Raw genomic sequence first — 2,544 nt, 5'->3', positions numbered from 1 at the left:
GGACACGACGCACGAACTCGTCCTGCACCGGCTTCGGACTCGCATCCCACTCACTACCCGGAGTCGGGTTCAACGGAATCAGATTCACATGCACCAACGGCCCCAACGCCTTACGCAGCTTCTTGCCGAGCATGTCCGCGCGCCATCCCTGGTCGTTGATATCGCGGATCAACGCGTACTCGATCGACACGCGACGCCCGGACTTGTCGGCGTAATACCGTGCGGCGTCGAGCACTTCGGCGATCGACCAGCGATTGTTCACCGGCACCAGAGTGTCGCGCAGTTCGTCGTCGGGGGTGTGCAGCGACACCGCAAGGCGCACCGACATGTTCTCGTCGGCCAGCTTGCGGATCGCGGGCGCCAGGCCGACGGTCGACACCGTCACCGACCGCTGCGAAATACCGAGCCCGTCGGGAGCGGGCGAAGTGATCCGGCGAACCGCGTTCACCACCCGCTTGTAGTTGGCCAGCGGCTCGCCCATCCCCATGAACACGATGTTGGAAAGCCGGCCCGGACCGCCGTGCACCTCGCCGTCACGCAGGGACGCCGCGGCGGCACGCACCTGGTCGACGATCTCCGCCGTCGACAGGTTGCGAGTGAGCCCCGCCTGCCCGGTCGCGCAGAACGGACAGGCCATTCCGCACCCGGCCTGACTGGAAATGCACAGCGTGTTGCGGTCGGGGTAGCGCATGAGCACGCTCTCCAGCAGCGTCCCGTCGTGCGCCTTCCACAGCGTTTTGCGGGTGTCGCCCTCGTCGCAGGCGATATTGCGCACCACCGACAGCAGCGGCGGGAACAGCGTCTCGCCGACCTTCGCGCGCACATCGGCGGGCAGGTCGGTCATCAGGGCGGGATCGGACTGCAGGCGGCCGTAGTACTGACGGGCCAACTGGTCGGCACGGAACTTCGGCAATCCCAGCTCCTGCACCGCGGCCTTGCGTTCGTCCGAATCGAGATCGGCGAGGTGGCGCGGCGGCATACCGCGGCGCGGGGCATCGAACACGAGGGGCAGGGAGATGGCCATAGTTTCACCATTGTCCCAAATGCCACGTCGGACCTGCCACGCCGGGCGACGTTATCGAGAAGATGCGTGCGTGAGCCATAGCAGTCGGCCATGATCGAACCATGAGTACACACGCGGAATCCGGTGCGTCACCGGCCGAGCACGACCCGCCGGCGACCGATCTCACCGGCAAGCACAGCAAGCCCGCCGAACCGGCGAAACCCGCGGCCGCGCCGGTACCCGTCCCGCGCGACGCCGTGCACGGGTCTCGCACCGGCTACACCTGGATCGCGTTGCTGGCCGCCGCCCTGCTCGGCATCGTGCTGCTGACCTTCATCATCCAGAACCTCGACAAGGTCCGTACCAACCTGCTGTTCTGGGATTTCGAACTGCCGCTCGGTATCACCGTGTTGCTGTCGGTGATCGCGGGCGCGCTGGTGATGGGTCTGGTCGGCGGGGTGCGCATTCTGCAACTGCGGCACGCCGCCAAGAGGTCGTCCTGACGCTGAGTCGATCAGATCAGCGCGCTGAGTACCAGCCAGGAGACGAACGCCGAGGGCAGCATCGAGTCCAGGCGATCCATGATTCCGCCGTGCCCCGGCAGCAGGGTCCCCATGTCCTTGATGCCGAGTTCCCTCTTGATCTGCGACTCGATCAGGTCACCGATGGTCGCCACGGCCACCAGGCCGACACCGAGCACCACACCGATCATCGAGTTCGCCTCGAGCAGCAGCGTGACGGTCAGCAGACCGCCGATCACGCTGAACACCAGCGACCCGCAGAACCCCTCCCACGACTTCTTCGGACTGATCGCGGGCACCATCGGATGCCTGCCGAACAGCACACCGGCGACGTAGCCGCCGACATCGGAGCACACCACCAGGATCATGAAGGTGAGTACCCGGAGATTGCCGTCGGGTTCGAGCAGCAGCAGCGTCGAGAACGCGGCCAGCAACGGAATCCAAGTGAGGGTGAACACGGCGATCGCCGTGTCACGCAGGAAGTTCTTCGGCGCGGTACTGAGGCCGTGGTCGAACAGACGCCACACCATGCACACCAGCGCGGTGGCGGCGAACGCGCCGAGCACCCCACCTGCCCCCCACGGCCAGCCCAGCCAGAACACCGCCTGACCGCCCACCAGCAGCGGAATCCGCGGTACCAGCACATCGGCTTCGCGCAGCCGCTTGGTGACCTCCCAGGTCGCCACGCCGACGCCGATGCCCGCGACCGCGATGAACACCTTCGGGACGAACAACAGGATCGCGATCAACGACAGCCCGAGCGTCAGCCCGACTGCCAGTGCCGCGGGCAGATTGCGCCCGGCCCGTGAGGTCGGGGCGGGCGGCTGCTCGTCCTGCGGCGCGGCCGCGGTCTCCTCGACCTTGTCCGGCATCGGATCCGGTGCCGCCCCGGTGGCGGCGGCGTCTTCGGCCACGATTGTCCCGTCGCTCAACTCGTCGTTCCGTTCATCCCCCGCACGAGCGGGACTGGCGAGATCTGGCGCTCAGACCTCGAGCAGTTCGGCTTCCTTGTGCTTGACC

At 66.8% G+C, this 2,544-nt stretch carries 3 protein-coding genes; 1 reads left to right on the top strand and 2 read right to left on the bottom strand.

The annotated features are described in order from the left end of the window. Positions 1 to 1,024 (bottom strand): 23S rRNA (adenine(2503)-C(2))-methyltransferase RlmN (gene rlmN / locus ACFWF3_RS31830; protein ID WP_379317491.1); only part of this gene is annotated, 1,024 nt, incomplete at its 3' end. Between the two features lie 101 nt (positions 1,025 to 1,125). Here rlmN and ACFWF3_RS31825 point away from each other — a divergent pair. Continuing rightward, entirely contained in the window at positions 1,126 to 1,506 is a 381-nt protein-coding gene (locus tag ACFWF3_RS31825) for a lipopolysaccharide assembly LapA domain-containing protein (protein ID WP_379317489.1), read from the top strand. 11 nt (positions 1,507 to 1,517) lie between these two features. Here ACFWF3_RS31825 and ACFWF3_RS31820 read toward each other — a convergent pair whose 3' ends face one another. Beyond that, entirely contained in the window at positions 1,518 to 2,396 is an 879-nt protein-coding gene (locus ACFWF3_RS31820) for a phosphatidate cytidylyltransferase (RefSeq protein ID WP_378992400.1), read from the bottom strand. Positions 2,397 to 2,544 lie beyond the last annotated feature (148 nt).

The organism is Nocardia sp. NPDC060220 (assembly GCF_042727815.1).
GTDB lineage: Bacteria > Actinomycetota > Actinomycetes > Mycobacteriales > Mycobacteriaceae > Nocardia.
The sequence above is the reverse complement of the archived record's forward strand: the minus strand, read 5'-3'. Positions and strand labels throughout refer to the sequence as shown.